The 16394-nt window shown below is 24.8% G+C and carries 24 protein-coding genes; 19 read left to right on the top strand and 5 right to left on the bottom strand.

The features are described 5' to 3' along the window. Positions 1 to 285: 285 nt before the first annotated feature. Genes ACZ91P_RS05620 through ACZ91P_RS05635 form a run of 4 tightly spaced genes read right to left on the bottom strand, consistent with a single transcriptional unit; the run spans position 286 to position 1685 of the window. Positions 286 to 561: a hypothetical protein gene (locus ACZ91P_RS05620; protein ID WP_465158405.1), complete on the bottom strand. Its 276-nt coding sequence runs from the start codon at positions 559 to 561 to the stop codon at positions 286 to 288. An 11-nt stretch (positions 562 to 572) separates the two neighbouring features. After that, complete coding sequence (locus tag ACZ91P_RS05625; RefSeq protein WP_465158406.1) at positions 573 to 974, bottom strand: hypothetical protein; 402 nt, start codon at positions 972 to 974, stop codon at positions 573 to 575. Positions 975 to 1014: 40 nt separating this feature from the next. Further along, the gene (locus ACZ91P_RS05630) at positions 1015 to 1446 is read right to left on the bottom strand and encodes a hypothetical protein (RefSeq protein WP_465158407.1); all 432 of its coding nucleotides are present in this window, start codon (positions 1444 to 1446) and stop codon (positions 1015 to 1017) included. Further along, on the bottom strand, positions 1401 to 1685 hold the full coding sequence (locus ACZ91P_RS05635) for a hypothetical protein (protein WP_465158409.1): 285 nt from the start codon (positions 1683 to 1685) through the stop codon (positions 1401 to 1403). Before ACZ91P_RS05635 ends, ACZ91P_RS05630 begins: the two co-directional genes overlap by 46 nt. A gap of 843 nt (positions 1686 to 2528) precedes the next feature. On the opposite strand from ACZ91P_RS05635, the gene ACZ91P_RS05640 reads away from it, so the two are divergent. From ACZ91P_RS05640 to ACZ91P_RS05720, 17 genes are all read left to right on the top strand, one after another. Next, positions 2529 to 2714, top strand: coding sequence for a hypothetical protein (locus ACZ91P_RS05640; protein ID WP_465158410.1), 186 nt, complete (start codon positions 2529 to 2531; stop codon positions 2712 to 2714). Between the two features lie 244 nt (positions 2715 to 2958). After that, on the top strand, positions 2959 to 3447 hold the full coding sequence (locus tag ACZ91P_RS05645; RefSeq protein WP_465158411.1) for a hypothetical protein: 489 nt from the start codon (positions 2959 to 2961) through the stop codon (positions 3445 to 3447). Positions 3448 to 3450: 3 nt separating this feature from the next. Further along, positions 3451 to 3573, top strand: coding sequence for a hypothetical protein (locus ACZ91P_RS05650; RefSeq protein WP_465158412.1), 123 nt, complete (start codon positions 3451 to 3453; stop codon positions 3571 to 3573). 483 nt (positions 3574 to 4056) lie between these two features. Then, on the top strand, positions 4057 to 4767 hold the full coding sequence (locus tag ACZ91P_RS05655) for a hypothetical protein (RefSeq protein WP_465158413.1): 711 nt from the start codon (positions 4057 to 4059) through the stop codon (positions 4765 to 4767). Continuing rightward, a complete protein-coding gene (locus tag ACZ91P_RS05660) occupies positions 4757 to 5566 on the top strand; it encodes a TrmH family RNA methyltransferase (protein ID WP_465158414.1) in 810 nt (269 codons plus the stop codon). The genes ACZ91P_RS05655 and ACZ91P_RS05660 overlap by 11 nt, the downstream gene beginning before the upstream one ends. Beyond that, the gene (yihA, locus tag ACZ91P_RS05665; RefSeq protein WP_465158415.1) at positions 5566 to 6165 is read left to right on the top strand and encodes a ribosome biogenesis GTP-binding protein YihA/YsxC; all 600 of its coding nucleotides are present in this window, start codon (positions 5566 to 5568) and stop codon (positions 6163 to 6165) included. The genes ACZ91P_RS05660 and yihA overlap by 1 nt, the downstream gene beginning before the upstream one ends. An 83-nt stretch (positions 6166 to 6248) precedes the next feature. After that, entirely contained in the window at positions 6249 to 6512 is a 264-nt protein-coding gene (locus ACZ91P_RS05670; protein WP_465158416.1) for a TIGR04570 family membrane protein, read from the top strand. Further along, positions 6502 to 7182 carry a LacI family DNA-binding transcriptional regulator gene (locus ACZ91P_RS05675; protein ID WP_465158417.1) on the top strand — a complete coding sequence of 227 codons (681 nt, stop codon included), beginning with the start codon at positions 6502 to 6504 and terminating at the stop codon, positions 7180 to 7182. Before ACZ91P_RS05670 ends, ACZ91P_RS05675 begins: the two co-directional genes overlap by 11 nt. 89 nt (positions 7183 to 7271) lie before the next feature. Continuing rightward, complete coding sequence (locus ACZ91P_RS05680) at positions 7272 to 7532, top strand: hypothetical protein (protein WP_465158418.1); 261 nt, start codon at positions 7272 to 7274, stop codon at positions 7530 to 7532. Between the two features lie 1032 nt (positions 7533 to 8564). Continuing rightward, the gene (locus tag ACZ91P_RS05685; protein ID WP_465158419.1) at positions 8565 to 8849 is read left to right on the top strand and encodes a hypothetical protein; all 285 of its coding nucleotides are present in this window, start codon (positions 8565 to 8567) and stop codon (positions 8847 to 8849) included. Positions 8850 to 8858: 9 nt separating this feature from the next. Next, a complete protein-coding gene (locus ACZ91P_RS05690; protein WP_465158420.1) occupies positions 8859 to 9029 on the top strand; it encodes a hypothetical protein in 171 nt (56 codons plus the stop codon). A 13-nt stretch (positions 9030 to 9042) separates the two neighbouring features. Next, positions 9043 to 9216 (top strand): hypothetical protein, encoded by a 174-nt coding sequence (locus tag ACZ91P_RS05695; RefSeq protein ID WP_338988935.1) that lies wholly within the window; start codon positions 9043 to 9045, stop codon positions 9214 to 9216. A gap of 1 nt (position 9217) precedes the next feature. After that, complete coding sequence (locus ACZ91P_RS05700; protein WP_465158421.1) at positions 9218 to 9355, top strand: hypothetical protein; 138 nt, start codon at positions 9218 to 9220, stop codon at positions 9353 to 9355. A gap of 2 nt (positions 9356 to 9357) precedes the next feature. Further along, the gene (locus ACZ91P_RS05705; RefSeq protein ID WP_465158422.1) at positions 9358 to 9774 is read left to right on the top strand and encodes a single-stranded DNA-binding protein; all 417 of its coding nucleotides are present in this window, start codon (positions 9358 to 9360) and stop codon (positions 9772 to 9774) included. Further along, positions 9765 to 10418, top strand: a complete 654-nt coding sequence (locus ACZ91P_RS05710) for a hypothetical protein (RefSeq protein WP_338988702.1) — start codon at positions 9765 to 9767, stop codon at positions 10416 to 10418. Before ACZ91P_RS05705 ends, ACZ91P_RS05710 begins: the two co-directional genes overlap by 10 nt. Next, positions 10402 to 10623, top strand: a complete 222-nt coding sequence (locus tag ACZ91P_RS05715; RefSeq protein ID WP_465158423.1) for a hypothetical protein — start codon at positions 10402 to 10404, stop codon at positions 10621 to 10623. The genes ACZ91P_RS05710 and ACZ91P_RS05715 overlap by 17 nt, the downstream gene beginning before the upstream one ends. Then, positions 10598 to 11071, top strand: coding sequence for an ERF family protein (locus tag ACZ91P_RS05720; protein WP_465158424.1), 474 nt, complete (start codon positions 10598 to 10600; stop codon positions 11069 to 11071). The genes ACZ91P_RS05715 and ACZ91P_RS05720 overlap by 26 nt, the downstream gene beginning before the upstream one ends. A gap of 171 nt (positions 11072 to 11242) precedes the next feature. On the opposite strand, the gene ACZ91P_RS05725 is transcribed toward ACZ91P_RS05720, so the two are convergent. After that, positions 11243 to 12223 carry an IS30 family transposase gene (locus tag ACZ91P_RS05725; protein ID WP_465155849.1) on the bottom strand — a complete coding sequence of 327 codons (981 nt, stop codon included), beginning with the start codon at positions 12221 to 12223 and terminating at the stop codon, positions 11243 to 11245. Positions 12224 to 12289: 66 nt separating this feature from the next. On the opposite strand from ACZ91P_RS05725, the gene ACZ91P_RS05730 reads away from it, so the two are divergent. Together ACZ91P_RS05730 and ACZ91P_RS05735 are read left to right on the top strand one after the other, a co-directional pair. Next, positions 12290 to 14026: a hypothetical protein gene (locus ACZ91P_RS05730; protein WP_465155847.1), complete on the top strand. Its 1737-nt coding sequence runs from the start codon at positions 12290 to 12292 to the stop codon at positions 14024 to 14026. Positions 14027 to 14398: 372 nt separating this feature from the next. After that, a complete protein-coding gene (locus ACZ91P_RS05735; RefSeq protein ID WP_465155845.1) occupies positions 14399 to 16393 on the top strand; it encodes an outer membrane protein assembly factor BamB family protein in 1995 nt (664 codons plus the stop codon). Position 16394 lies beyond the last annotated feature (1 nt).

Consider the following 16394-nt stretch of genomic DNA (forward strand, 5'->3'; position numbering starts at 1 on the left):
TTTGTAAATATCATTGTTCAAATGTTTCTCGGTCTCTTTGTGTTGCTTGATTAGCAATATCGCCAAAAATTGTTTTTGGATCCATATTTTTATTCCTTCTTTCTATTTATTAAATACATTGTCTGTATCTAAAATATTGTTTTCTTTGTTTACTACTTTTGGTACGCCCCCAGTATTAACTGTTTGTACCTTAATTAATTCATCATAAACACTTTGCAATTGTGTTTTAATGATTTCAATATCATCAGTAATATCATAAGATTTTAATAAAACATTTTTAAAATCTTAATTATCAGTTGAAAAATTAATAAAATCAATTACTTCAATTTGTTTTAGTTGAATTGTTTGTTGTTCAATTTGTGAAGTTAACTCAGTATTTTTTGTTTGTAGTTCGTTGATTTGCTGATTATTATTTTCTAAATTACTTGAATTAAATTCTTGAACTTCAGCAGTATTTTTTAAAATAATTTCAGCAGTTTTAATATCTAAACTACCATATTCATTTTTAATAGGTTCATTATTTTCATTTATAAGAACATATTTTACATTTTTTAATGCCATTGTTTTTCCTCCTATTTTTTAATATTTGTATTTGTTCTTTTTCTAATCGCTTTTTGTATAATTTCAAAACTGTCTACTCTAAAAGACAAAAAATAGCGTTTAGTTTTTATATTTAACTGATTAAATACTGAGCCTTTAATTTTTATCTCATCATCTTTTTTTAATTTCAAAAACTCAGTTAAAACAGATGGGTTATATATTGATAATGTTGAGTAATTTAATCCTTCTCACTGACATTTAGCCGAACAAGCATCAACTTCAACACCACCAGCAACAAGAGCCTTAATTTTTGTTTTAATAGGATTTTCATGTAATCTAACAGTTAATTCTAACTTATTAACTCTTTTATTTTTTGTTTTTGTCTTATTAGTAGTGATTGTTGTTTTAGATAAATTACTTTTTGTTTTTACCATTATTTATCACTTCCTTTTTTAAAAAATATTGCAAATGTTTTTAAGCATCTAATTCATGCTCTGTCATTTTAATATTTCCTTTATAAACATAATTTTTCTTAATGACTGGTGATTGCAAAATATATTTTAAATTAAATAGATATTTGCATAAAACTTTTAAACCACCAATAAATTTAGGAGTAGATAATGGATTTTTTATTTTTAAACCCTTATGAAGTTGATAATCTTCAATTATTACAATAATTTTATTTAAATAAGAACAAATTTTATTTTTAAACTCATTTAATATTAAATACATATTATTTATTGCTTCTTCTTCATTTTTGGAATTAAAAGTAATATTATTAATTATTTTCTTTTGCAAAACATTATAAAAAATAATACCAGTTTTTCCAATTCCAGCAGGGTCAATTGCAATAATATATTTTAATTTATCTGGTTTATTTTTTTGTCAATTTGTAATATTTTTCATCCATCTGATGCTAAATCTAAAATATCGTTAATTTTGTAATGTTGCATATAAGAAGCAATAATATCTCACTTGTCTTTAAAAAAATTTAAGTACATTTTGGCTCATTCTAAACATTGCAAATCATAATGCTTTTTATGATATGAAATACGACAATTAATAGGTTGACAATTAACTCAATCAAATGATGTTGTTATTTCATTTCAAGTTTTATTAATATATTTACTTTTATATTCTGTCATTTTATCTATACTCCTTAATTCTTTTTATTTGTTGCTCAAATTTCACCATTAATATCATTTACTGTTCCAGATAAGCTTGTATCATTAATTCTTGTAATTTATTTTTAATTTTTTTATTTCATTTTTTCATCAAATATTTTCCTTTCTGTAAAAAACATAATATTGCTTTATTGGTTAATATTTTGATATTTAGTAAATAATTTATTTTAATATTTAATTACTTCGCCGCCCGCTCCACTTTGAAGGTGGGCGGGGGCGGATAGGATATTTTGATAGAGTTTACCCCCATACGAAAATAAACAAAAAACAGTTTACCCAGTTATTAATTACGCTTTATCCATCCCTACACAACTTTATATAAAGAAAATAACCTTTTGGAGTTCCAACCCTCTTGTTTTTTTAGTGTCCGATATTGTTTTTTTCGATTTAACAAGACTCTTTTTATGAAAACAAGCTAAAAAACACATGCTCTGACATTTCGCAAGTGATTAATCTTGCCGAGAATTAAAGAAATAAATAGGAGTAGTAAATCCAATCGCTTTTACACTTTCTTTAAGGCTTCGTGCCATAGATGAGTTATCCATCTTTAAGCATCAAAAAATATTAAGTTTTAGGGGTTGCATTATTCATCGGATAATACCTTTATTTGAAAGGAAATTTATAAAAAAATATGGTTTATTTTGTGTAGGGAAAACAAAATAACATCTGTTTTTATGATAAAATTCTAAATTTAAAGATACTATCCGATGAATAATGCAAATAAATTTATGTTTTTAATATAAAAATAAAAAAACAATCTCACAAGAATTGTTTTTTTGCCGGTTCATCGTACAGGACCGCCTTTTGAACCAAATAAATGTAATTATTAAAAAAGATAATATTAAATATATTATCTTTTTATTTTATTATACTGTTTTAGCAAGACGTTGAGCAATTGATGGTTCACCTTTTGCTCAGAAGATAATAACAAAAACGGTTCCAATAACTGTTACCATTAAAATTCATTGTAAAAAGGAACATAATCCGTAAATAAACTTTCCTTTTCGATCCTTTGGAAAGTCTGTTCCAAAAATTAAAGTCCCAACAGGATTAACATTGAAAATTCATAAAATAACATTTAATTAACAAAAAAGAATATTAAAAAGCGATGATAGCATTCTTTTGGCCATAATAAAGCTTCCTTTCAGATATATATAATGTTTATTACAAACTTATTATCTAATTCAAAAATTTTCTTTATTTTAATTTATGATATAATAATTATGCTCAGTTTTTGGAGGAAATAATAATAAATGTAAAAAACTCACATAACAATAATGACCTTACAAATTTAAAAAATAACGAAGAACTTGTTAAAAAACATTATAAATATTGAATCAAATTTAAAGATGAGTTATTTGAGTACTTATTAGAAATAATAAAACTTGGTAAAATTAAGATGTTTTATTGTAATAATTGCCACCAGGGGAAAGATATTTATGATTTAAATATTTATGATCTTTTTTTCGGATTTAGTTTTGATAAGATTAATGTTAAAACAGAAACAATTGGTCATTTTATTGTTGAGTTATGTAACGAATGTAATCAAATGAATGATGTTACTAATTCATATATTAAAGTATTACAAAATAATGTTGCATGTATTTATTGCAAGAAATTACTTTGCCAAGATGACGAACACTTATTACTTGATAATAATAATTATTGCTCACGAGAATGTTTACGCAAATATCTGAATAAAACAATTAAAGAAGGAGAGTAAGTTATGAAAACCAAAGTTTTGAATAACAATAAATGATTAGATAAAATAGCTGAATCAGTAGTAAAAATTCAAACACTAACGAATATCCCATATGTTGATTGTCATACATGTAATTATGAAAATTAATCGTCAAATTTACTTTTTGCTAATTCATCATATGAAATATTATCAGTTTTAATTAAAACAACTTGTGGGCATGATATTGCGAAAGGAGTTAATTTTTCACGCATTCTGAATGACCATGGTGATAATTTTGAATTATTAGGAGAAGCAATTACTGAATGTTGAGTTCATAAAGAAAAAACTTGTAGTCATCACTTAAATGAATCAAAAGCATTTGTTTGCTATCAATGTGATAAACTTAAACCAAAAATAATGCGCATTGATAAAGTTAATGTTTGTTCATTAAAATGTTTAAAAGATTATTTAAATGCTCAAGTAAAATAAATTTTATAATTAAAAAAGGAAATTAATTTCCTTTTTTAATTATTATGAAATTATGATTATAATGGATTGTTTGTTAATTTCAAATTATTACTTTACTTAACAAAATATCCAAGATAAAATTATAATTAGTAGTTAATTTTAACTAAAAAGGAGGTTGAGGGAATGCCATCATATTATACAGAACATATTTTAAAATTAAAACAACCAAAATTAAAGGCACCATTAACTGATGGCGAAATTAATGCTATTGTAACAGCTTTTAAGCATTTAGTTTGTAAAATTAAAAAAGATGCTGTTGTTATTAAGCATCAAAAATTTGGATATGAACTTTTTCGTAGTAAAGCAGACGACAAATATTGAGCATATGCTCTTACATTTACTGAACCTCTTAATCCATTAAAACCAATTTATAAACATCATTGAATTGGTAATGCTTTTATTGGTTATGAGTATGATACATTAGAAGAAACAATTAATCAAACTTTTAAAATGATGGAACAAGGACCAACTGCACAAACAAATTTTCGTGATTATTTAACTAGTTGAGATGAAGAGAAAGACCGCATTTTCTTAGGTTGAGAAGAAAAAGAATGGTCTTTTGAAAAATATCAAAAATTTCAGCATTGATATGAAAAAAACAAGGTTAAAATTATGGCAAAACAAATTGGAGTTAAGGATGCCGAAGATTATAATAAAGAAATTAATGATAAAAATAATAGGTCTGGATTAGCGGTTTTATTAGGGAAAATGCAAGATCCACCAAAACGCCCCCGAGTAATGGCTGTTGTAATGCGCGAAACAGCAAAGACAAAAGAAAAATGAGATGACCCAAAAACCAAAAAATACCTTGTTGGTTTTATGTATGTCAATTAAGAAAGCATTCCATCTTATAAATTATCGAGAAATTAATTCAACGCAAAATAAACATATTAAATTATTGGCAAAATTAAAAGAAAAAAAATACCGAAAAGAATTTAATTTAGCCTTAATTGAAGGATGAAACATTATTGATGAAGCATTACAACAAAATATTGTTGTTGAAATTTTAACAACAAAAGCAAATCAACCAAAATTAAAGAATTTTAATAATATTTTATTAACAATAGTTCCGGAATTAATTTTAACTAAGTTGAGTCAAAGCAAAAATAGTCAAAATATTATCGGTCTGATTGATTTAACGAAGGTTAAGGAACAAAATAATTTTCAATTTAATCAAAATATTCTTTTATTAGAAAACATTCAAGATCCAGGTAATGTTGGAACATTAATCAGAACTGGCCTTGGTTTTGGTTTTACAAATATTATTTTGTATAATCATACTGTTGATCTTTTTAATGATAAAGTTTTACGTGCTAGTCAAGGTGCGATTTTTAAAGTTGCAATTAAAGAGATTGGTTTAAATGAAATTAAAAACTTCCAATTAAACCAATATAAAATTATTACGACAGGTTTAAATCAAAAAAGTGTTTATTTACAAGATTGTCAGTTTAAGCAAAATGACCGGTATATTTTAGCATTGGGTAATGAGGGTCATGGCCTTTCCACCACATTGCAAGAAATTAGTGATTATAATGTCCAAATTAAAATTAATTCACAACTTGAGTCATTAAATGTTGCTCAGGCAGGAACAATTTTAATGTATGAAATTAATCGTCAGATGGAGGAAAAATAATGTTTAAGTTTAAAAATGCAAGTTATGTTACATCAGCGGTTAATAAAGCAGGTTGAATTAATGATGATTTATTAGAAATTGCTTTTTTAGGGAAAAGTAATGTTGGTAAATCAAGTTTTTTAAATATGTTGACAAATCAGCGCCAATTAGCAAAAGTTTCGCAAATTCCCGGGAAAACCCGTATGTTAAATTTTTTTGCAATTAATAATAATCAATTTCGAATTGTTGATGCACCCGGATATGGGTTTGTAAAAGTTGGCAACCAATATAAGATGGATTTTGCAAAAATGATGGAAGAATATTTAACTCAACGCCAAAATTTAAAATTTGTCTGTTTGTTAGTAGATTTACGTCATCCACCAACTCAAGATGATTATGAAATGTATCAATATTTAAAACATTTTAACATTTTGACCGTTTTAATTGGAACAAAACTTGATAAGGTCAAAAAGAATGATATTCAAAAGCATGAAAAGATTATTAAAGCTAAATTAAATTTTGCTGATAGTGATTATTTTAATAAAACATCAAGTCGAAATAAAATTGCCCGTGATGAATGTTGAGCATTATTTGCAAAATTATTAAATTTTAATGAATAGTTAAAATATTTTAAATTAATAAACTTATTAAAACTATTTTTATTAAATTAACATATAATTATGACACATAAGGAGTGGTTAACATGAATAGTTTTTCATTGACAAAAGAAAAAGGCCTTTGACAAAAAATTTTTAAGAAAATCCCATGGTTTTATCATCTAATTTTTCTTATGACTGAAATTATAACTGGACTGTTATTTCAATTTTTATATATTAAACGATGAGATTTTCCTTATTTCTTTATTTTTATTATTGCAATAATAATGCTTTATTGTGTACTATTTTTATTATTTAGTCCCATTATTAAGCAAAATTGGTTTTTAAAAAAAGATTTTAATGAAAAATAAAAAAATTTCAATTAAAACAATTGCTGCTGAATGTGACGTTGGTGTTGGGACAATATCACGTTATTTTAATGGCAATTATGTTAGTCAAGAAAAGCGTCTTTTAATTCAAAAAGTTGTGGAAAAATATAATTTTCAACCTGATTTTGCTGCGCACTCAATTAAAAAGAAAATGTTAGAAGTATATATTTTAATTCCTGATTTAACAAGTAGTAATACATTTATTGTTAAAACAATTTTAAAACAGATTAATGATGATTTTGCTAAAGTAGTTCCTTTTATTGTTGAAACAACTTATGATGAGGAGCGTTATTTATTACATTTACAAGAAATTGTTCGCCGTAAACCAGCTGCTTTAATTTTATTTACGATTAGTAATGATCAAAATATTCGACCCTTTTTACAAACGATTAATGTTCCAATTATTGTGTATGGTCGTCAATGAGGGGATACCGTTTTTATTAATAATGATAATGAAATGATGTATGCTTTGCTTCAAGAAATGGCGTTGAATCATGAATTTGACAAGCAAAAAGAAATTCTTTATATTGGTGAGAATCCAGTGACAAATTTACCAACTGGATTTGCGCGATATGATACTGTTGTTGATTGATTTAAACGTCGTAATTATCAATTTCAATCGTACTTTTTTCTGAGAATCAAGAACGAATAATTTGAGAATTAGTCAAAGCAATTGATTTAAATAATAAAATTATTATTGCAGGAACACATACCTGCTATAAAGTTGTTATTTCCTTTTTAATGAAAAATAATATTACTAATAGTTTACTAACAGATATTTGTAATAGTAATGACTTTTTTCTGCCAATTTTACCAAAACATTATTATATTGCCATTAACTATGGTGAATTAGCAACAAAAATAATTCTCAAGTTAAAGCAAATTTTATATGGAAATAATATGACAAAAAATAAAACAATTGAATGTTTAAGTTATGAGATTAAAACTTTTTGGTCGCATGGAAAAAAGAAGGGTTTTAACAAATACATAGAAATTAAATAAAAATAATAAACCATTTACTAAAATGGTTTTTTTATTTGTAAAACCAAAATTATTAATTGATTCAGATAAAGGACAGCATCTTAAATTCTTAAAATAGAAACTTTTTATTACAACTTTTTGATACCCTCTTTAAGTTGTTTACACATTTATTAAATATCTTAGAAATCTTTATAAAGTGTACCTGTTTTTTCTCCAATTTTAAGGTGTTGTCCTTTCTCTGTTTCAGTTAATTAATTTGCTAATAAAAAAACTTAATAAAGGAAGGAGTAGGTAATCAAAATTAATAAGCAACAAACAATATGTGATGTTGATAATTGCTATAAAGCAATATCATTCATTACCGAAGAATTTTTATCAAATAAAGTTTTATGAACTTGTGAAAAACATAAAGATTTATTGAATAAAGTAAAAGATAAAACACAAAAGCGGTTTTATAAACGCTTAGAAAATTCAAAAATTATCTTTGATTATGAAACTGGTTTATTAAAACTTAAATTTTATAAAACAAATTAATGCAGAGCGGAACGGTTATTTTAAATAACTAAGTGTTTTTATTCCACAGCCGGCCGAGGCAAGTACTGAAATAGTGTATGAGCAAAAATGTAAATCGGCGCTGGTTCATTAGAACTAAGCGATAGTCGTGATAAGTCCAAGGTTAATATCAAACGACAATAAAAATAGAGATAGTGACTTTACAATTAAATTTGCGAAAAGTGTGGTTGGTTGGAGTTTTATAGCATTTGGTCCTTTAAAATGCGAGTGAATTTTTAATTTAAAAACTGAAGGTCAAATCCCAGAGCAAAAGCACAAATGGGCACGGATAAAGGAAGACATATATATGTCTGGCGTCAATATTAAAAAAACAACTGTGGATTATTAAACATTCAAACAATTAACATATCGCCACCACTCACCCCCAGTGAGGCGGATGGCATAGTAAGTAAATAGATAAATACTTATATAACTAATTCTCGCTTGGCACTTTCACTTGGGAGTGAGTGCCAGCGAGTTAAAACTAGGAGGAAAGAATAAATGACAGAATATAAAAGTAAATATATTAATAAAACTTGAAATGAAATAACAACATCATTTTATTGAGTTAATTGTCAACCTATTAATTGTCGTATTTCACATCATAAAAAGCATTATGATTTGCAATGTTTAGAATGAGCCAAAATGTACTTAAATTTATTTAAAGATAAATGAGATGTTATTGCTTCTTGTATGCAATATTACAAAATTAACGATATTTTAGATTTAGCTTCTGATGGTTGAAAAATATTGCAATTTGAGAAAAAAATCAAAGGAGTAATTTAGGAGGTTTATATGAAAAAGTTAAATAAAACTTGTATTAAAAAAAGATATTGAGGTTATTGTTTTTATAAAGAATGCAATCAAGAAAATAAATTAAGTGAATTAATGCTTAAAAGTTATTCAGTATTATTTGAAGATATTACAGATGAACATTGAGCATTAAATACTAAAAAGAATTATTAGGAGGAATTAAATTATGAATAAAAGATACTTATTAGTAATGAAAAGTAAATATAGTGATTTTAAAACGAGCTGTTTTTATACATTAGAAGAAGCAAAAACTACTGCTAATGTTGAAAATCAACAAGAATGATTAACAACTATTATTGATTTAGAAAATGAAAATATTAAATGACAAGGATGTGAATAATATGTGAAAAGATGAAAATGGCAAAGTTTATACCGAAGAAGATTTATTTAATGAAGCATTAGAAGAATGTCATTCAGAAGAAAGTGCTTATGAATATATAGATACTTTAATTGAAGAAAAGAATTTAGAGGAAATTTAATAATGAATAAATTTATTGGAATTGGTATAACAACAAAAGATATTGAAATTAAGAAAACAAGTAATGGAAAAGAATATACTATTTTTAATTTAGCAATTACTCGCCTATATTCAAAACAAAAAGAAACTGATTTTATTCCTTGTCAAGTTTGAAATAAAGAAGCAATTACTTTACAAAAATATTGTCAAAAAGGTAGTCAAATAGAAATTACTGGTGTTTTACAATCTTTTAAAAATAAAGATAATAAAACTGAATGAATAGTTCAAGTATCTAATTATGAATTTTTACATACAAATAATGATTTAAAAAAATCTGATAAACCACAAGAAAAAATAAAATTTAATTCATCTAAGACAAAAGAATTATTTAATAATGATAATCAAAATATTGGTAATGATGAAACAATTTTATGAGATTAGATTTAAAACCTTTATATATTTTTAATGATGAATTACATAAGTATAGTATTTTAATACCTAGTGTAAGTAAAATTGTTAATATTTTAGTGCCAAAAGATTTTTCACAAATTGATGAGAATATTTTAAAATTAGCACAAAATCGTGGAATATGTTTACATAATATGATTGATGTTTGAATAAAAAATAATTTTGATGATGAATTAATTGAATTTATTGATTGTGAAATAAAATCACATCGTGAATTATTTAAAAATTTTACAAAACTATATCAAGAAACTTTTAAAGATATTAAATTTAAATATTATGAAACTGAAAAAACACTTTATAGTCCTTTAATGTGTGGGACAACTGATTTTATTGGAATAACAACTGATAATGAATATATAATATGTGATTGAAAAATTACTAGTTCTAATGAGAAAACAGATATTGAACGCTATATTTGGCAATTAAAACTTTATTATTTATTAGAAAAAGATTTTTGTATAGATAATAAAAAAATATTAATGATAATTATAAATCCAAAATTAAAAATAGTAATTAAAGAAAAAGTTGATATTACTAAACAAAATTTAGAACAAATTAAAGAAGCAATTTTAATATGACAAGAAAGAGAGGAATGAGAAAATGCCACAAGAAACTAAAAAAACATTAATAGCAAGTATTCGTGAAATAGAACACGATTTATCATTATATTTAAAAAAAAACCAAACAATGCAAATGAATGGTAGAACAATTTATAACTATTTTGGTGAAGCACAAGTATTAGAATTAGTTAAAAAAGAATTTAAAAAAGCATCATATTACATATATTTGGAGTTATGTGAAAGAAACTTTAAAAGTAATTAATGATATACCATATTTTGAAATAGAATTAACTTTATGTAAAGAAACAGAAGAAATTAAAACTTATTGACCTTTTACAGGGAAAAATACTGACCCCGCTAAAAGTATTGGGTCAGCATTAACTTATGGAGTTAAATATGTTTTAAGCAAACTATTAGGTTTACCAACCGAAGAATTAGACCCCGATAATAGTGAAGTAAGTAAAATTAATTCTAAACAAGAAAAAGAACAAACAGAAATTATTAACAATTCAAATCCAAATTGAATGAGTGAACAGCATTTCAATAATATTAAAAATTTTATTACAAATACAAAAATAGAACAAGATATTATTTCAAAAGGTAAAAATTGATTAAAAGAAGAATTAAATGTTGAAAAATTATCACCAGTTCTGATTAGAAAACAAAGCGAAGATTTTTATTATAAATTTAAAGAAAGATTTTTAAGATAAGGCGCTGTGTAGATATAAACGGCAAATTTATATCTTGTTAAGTTAATAATAAAATATTTTTGATAAATTGCAACAACTTTTTCAGAAAAAATTAAATTTTTGTAATTTTATCTTATTTTATTCATATTTAAGCACACTAAAAAATAATTTATTAAATTTTAACTAATAAATTTATTTAAAATTTTGTAAAAACATTGTCTTTGCACTTAGTCAATTTAAACATGGTCGGAGTTTATCATTTATAACATTAACTACTCAATCTATCATTTTTTGACTAATATTATTAAAATCAATTCCCTTAGAAAGTCAATATCTAAATTCACCGTTCATATGCTCAATTAATGGTTTTTGTTGTGGTTTACCGGAGTCACAAAAATAAACTTGTGTCTCAGCAAATATTTCCATTTCTTTTCATTTACTAAATTCTTTTCCACGATCTGTTATTATTCCTTTAATTTTTCCAATTAAATTATTATTTTTAGCAATATCTTTAAATTTTTCTAAAACTTCATTAGCAGTATTATTTTTTAATTTCATTACAAAATAATTTTTACTTGATTGTTCTACTAAAACTAAATTACTAGATTGATGGTCTTTTCCTACAACAGTATCCATTTCAAATCATCCAACATTAGAAACTTTATTTTCAATATCTCAAATTGATTTAAAGTTGGTTAATTTACCACGATTATCAGTTTTTCCTTTTGTTTTATATTTTTTACCACGATGGGGTAAATTTTCTTTTTTTAATCCAAATTCACCTAAGCGAATTCATTTATACAATGTTTTAACACAAGCAGGAAATTTAACACCAAACTCCAAGAAATAACGATAAATTAATTGTTCGGGTGTATCGTGGTATTTATTAAATCTTATTTTAATAAAATATAACTGCTCTTTTGTAAATTTAGGTAGTTTTTTAATGCATTTTTTACGTTTTTGTTTATAATCTTTTTGTGCTTGATATGGATTATAATCTTGTATATTTTTAAATCGATTTATTTCTCTTTTAACAGTATTAACTCCACGACCCGTTTGTCGTGATATTTCAGATAAATTAATTGTGCCATTTTTCTTTTTACAAGTATCAGATAATAATAAATCTTTAAATAAATATCGTTCATCAAATATTAAATGTTTAAATTTTCTCATTTTTATACAAATTCCTTTCATTTTTTCTTATAATGTATTATCTTTAAAATAAAGAGGTCAATAAATATGCAAGAATTTAGTAAAATTAATAACAAAAAACGAATTACTAGTTATAAACATTTAAATAAAAAATATGATTTAAATTTTAGTGACTATAATTTTGGTTTTGATTGAGAAGTATTTAAAGACTTTGTTGGAGATAGTTATGCCCGATATTTTACTTCGCCAACTTTTTTTAAGTTTGTTTCAGCGGGGCGTGGTACTAATAAAACATGAAATCATTTAGCAGAAAAATTATTTTTTGCTTGTAATTTTACCGATGCTTCATCTAATATTCTACGAAGATATGCCAACACTCACGAAGATACTACATTTGGCGATACAATTAATGTCTGTAACTATTTATATGATAAATATGGGATTGATATAGGACCCGACAATGAAAATGGTATTGTTTGACCTAAAAATGTTAAAGAAGGTGGCGAAATTGTTTTTCCTAGTGGTGTTCGCATTGCTTTTGCGGGTTATGCAAATGGTAATAAAATTATGGGAAAAGTTGGTAAAGGTAGCGGTATTATATCAGCATGGACAGATGAAATGATACATGCTGAAGAAAAAGAAATTTTAACTGATAAAGAACTAGATAAAAGATATAATAATTTAAGAGTTTCAATGTTTCGTTCTAAAAGTTTAAAAGTATCTTATGAAAAATATACTGATGAAAATGATAATGAACAATATAATTTAGATAATCCTATTCCAGTAAAAGAATTATCTTGGACATTTCAAGAATGAGACAACATAGCAAAACAATACATAATAGTAACAACATATTTTCATAAAACATATTCTAATCAATTTACTTTTAATCCTTTTGATAAATACCATGTCTTTTATGAAAAATTTGTAACGCCATATTTACCTTTAAATGAAAGGATTAAAAATATTTTAAAAGAACACAATCAAGTATATTCAGAAAACAAACAAGCATTTAATGGTTTGGGTATTTTTAATTTACGATTAACAATGGGTGCTGTTTGAAATAAAATACCTAATATTACTAAAAAACTTGTTTTAACAAACAAAGAAGAACGGCCTGATTTATTTGAACTTGAATACTACGGATTTGAATATAACGATAATGACCCCAGTATTTATGTTTTACGAAATTATCGTAAATATATTAAAGAATATAATTTACAAGATTTTTATAATCCAAATACAAAACAATATCAATTTGATAGTTATTCAATTGGCGTTGATTATGCTAATGGTAGTGAAGACCACACGGTGTTTTTATTTAGTGGTTATAAAATTAATGAAAATAATGAATATGATAAATATTTAATTGAAGAAAATGTTGTTACACCAAAAAATTCCATGAATTTAAACGAAATAGTTGAACATTACGGACAATGAATAATTAATACATTTGATAAATTTGATGGTTTTGAATATGCTACATTTCATTATGATATTAATGCACACGACTTTATGCAAAAATTACAAGAAGATATTTACCCTTATTTAGGCTATAAAATTAAGATGTTTAAAGCCAAAAAACATCAGACATCTTTTAATAAAGAAGCAGGTATAATCAATCGCGTAACATGAATAAGAAAAATGTTTGTTCAAGGCAAAATATATGGTATTTTAGATAAATTTCCATTTTTAGATAAGTGCATTAGTGAACTAAGATTTAGTGATACCAAAACAAACACACCCAATAGTAAAATGTACCACGACCCATACGATGCTTTGTTTTATGGTTCTTATCCATATCGTTTTAAAATGGGATTATAACTAATTTTGTTATTGGGCGAGCGGTTGATTTTCTTAAATTTTTGTGATAAAATGACTTACAAGTTAAAAAAGATTTTGAGGTTCTTTCAAACAAATTTGGGAACCTTTATAAAATTCTTCGCTTAACGCTTAGAATTTTTCCCAAGTATTTTGAAAAGCGCGGCAAATTTTTTTTAAACTTTAAGGCATTTTTTACAAAATTATAAAAATCACCGCGAGCCCAGATTAGTGTAATATAACTAGGATAATAATCATATTTAACCTCCTTTCTAAAATATATTTAAAAAAAGTGCTTGTATATATATATATATATATATAATGTCAATAGATCTTGATAAAAAAGTTTCAAGATAAGAAAGGAAATTATAAAAATTGAAAAAACTTTTAAGTTTATTAAGTGTATTTACAATTAGCGTAAGTACTGTACCCACAACAATTGCCGCTAATCCTTATCAAAAAAAAGAAAATAATTTAGAAAATTTAATAATTAGAAATAAAAGACAAAATAATGAAAATAAAATTACTGGAATAACAAAAATTGTAATTACAACAAACGGGGGTATTTATTCTTCTGGTGTTGTCTTAAATAATAAAGTGTACTTTGGTTCATGAGATAATAATGTTTATGAATATAATCCAGCAACCGGACAACAAAAAATAGTTATTAATACAAATGGGGGTGTTGTTTCTTCTGGTGTTGTCTTAAATAATAAAGTGTACTTTGGTTCAGGAGATAATAATGTTTATGAATATGATCCAGCAACCGAACAACAAAAAATAGTTATTAATACAAATGGGGGTGGTGTTGTTTCTTCTGGTGTTGTCTTAAATAATAAAGTGTACTTTGGTTCATGAGATAATAATGTTTATGAATATAATCCTGCAACCGGACAACAAAAAATAGTTATTAATACAAATGGGGGTGTTGTTTCTTCTGGTGTTGTCTTAAATAATAAAGTGTACTTTGGTTCAGTATGAAATAATGTTTATGAATATGATCCAGCAACCGGACAACAAAAAATAGTTATTAATACAAATGGGGGTGTTGTTTCTTCTGGTGTTGTCTTAAATAATAAAGTGTACTTTGGTTCATGAGATAATAATGTTTATGAATATAATCCGGCAACCGGACAACAAAAAATAGTTATTAATACAAATGGGCGTATTTATTCTTCTGGTATTGTCTTAAATAATAAAGTTTATTTTGGATCTTATGATCATAAGGTATATGAATATGATCCAGAAACAGGAAGTCAAAAAATTGTTATAACAGCTGGTAGTGCAATTGAATCTTCTGGTGTTGTCTTAAATAATAAAGTTTATTTTGGATCTTATGATCATAAGGTATATGAATATGATCCAGAAACAGGAAGTCAAAAAATTGTTATAACAGCTGGTAGTGTAATTGAATCTTCTGGTGTTGTCTTAAATAATAAAGTGTACTTTGGTTCAGCGGATGGTAATGTTTATGAATATAATCCATTAGAATTAATTGAGTCTGATATTATTAATTTGCAAGAACAAATAAGAATAGGATCATATATATATTATAAAAAACAAAATATTAACTCTAATATTAAAAATATTTCTAGTATAAATTTAGATAATTTAAATTATATCGAAACAAAAGCAATTAAAACACTTTCAAAACAACAACAAAAAATATTATTGCCCTTTTATAATTATCACGAAGAAAAATTAAATACCTCAGAAAAGGAAATAATTTATAATTCTCCAGACGATGAGATAAGTGAAGAAATTACAAAATCAATTGAAATTCAAAAAGGATTAAGTATTACACAGGGAAAATCAGAAACAACAACTAAAACAACAGGAAATATAGGCAGTTTTGGAATAACTGTTGGAGTAGACGCTGAAGCAAAATTTTTTGGAAGTGGATTTAGATTATCTGGTGAAACTAGAACAGATTATAGTTTTTCAAATGAAAGTTCTTATTCTACAGAAATAACATTAGAAAATAGTTTTAATTCTTCAAATATAAGAAAAGAAGAAAAAAAAGGAATTAGTAAAAAAACAATTAAATCTCAACAAATTTCAATTGCCCCTAATAAAAAACTTATTTATAATAGTAAAATTTATAAGTATAATTGTGAAGATATTTGAAATTTAACAAAAAAAATTAATGGTTCAATTAGTGCATTAATTAATAAAAATAATAATTATGAAACATTAAATATTTCTATTAAAGAAATTATGATTTTATTGAAAGAAAATGATCTTTTGCCAAAAGAAATTACTATAAATAATCAAGATAATTCAATTACGTGAACAGGAAAAATTGTAACAAAATATACTTGTGGTTTTGAACAAGATTCTAGCAGTGAAACAAAAATAGTTAATTTATAAA

It is taken from the genome of Spiroplasma endosymbiont of Halictus nicosiae (assembly GCF_978018445.1).